Below are 354 nucleotides of genomic sequence, written 5' to 3' on the forward strand. Positions count from 1 at the left end.
GTCACCGAAACGTCGTTCTGGAGCGTGTTCATGAATTGGGTCAGGGAGATATCCAGCGAGAGGGTGGCGACCATGGCGCCACCGACCAGGCCACTGAGCATGCCGACGAAGGCCAGCAGGGGCAGACTGATCAGCATGGCCATGACCCGGGGCAGCACCAGCAGCTCGATGGGGTCCAGCCCCTGGGTTTTGAGGGCGTCGATCTCCTCGTTGGATTTCATGGCCCCCAACTGCGCCGTGAAGGCGCTGGCAGTACGCCCCGCCAGCAGAATGGCTGCCAGCAGCACGCCGAATTCACGCAGGAAGGAACACGCCACCAGGTCGATGGTGTACACCGTGGCCCCAAAGTCTTCC

General features: G+C 63.0%; 1 protein-coding gene. It reads right to left on the minus strand.

The window, feature by feature from the left end; all coding sequences use genetic code 11:
- Positions 1–335 (minus strand): MlaE family ABC transporter permease (locus tag P8629_RS11520; RefSeq protein WP_278166274.1); only part of this gene is annotated, 335 nt, incomplete at its 3' end.
- Positions 336–354 lie beyond the last annotated feature (19 nt).

Source organism: Hydrogenovibrio sp. 3SP14C1 (assembly GCF_029625905.1).
In the GTDB taxonomy this organism is placed as follows: Bacteria; Pseudomonadota; Gammaproteobacteria; order Thiomicrospirales; family Thiomicrospiraceae; genus Hydrogenovibrio.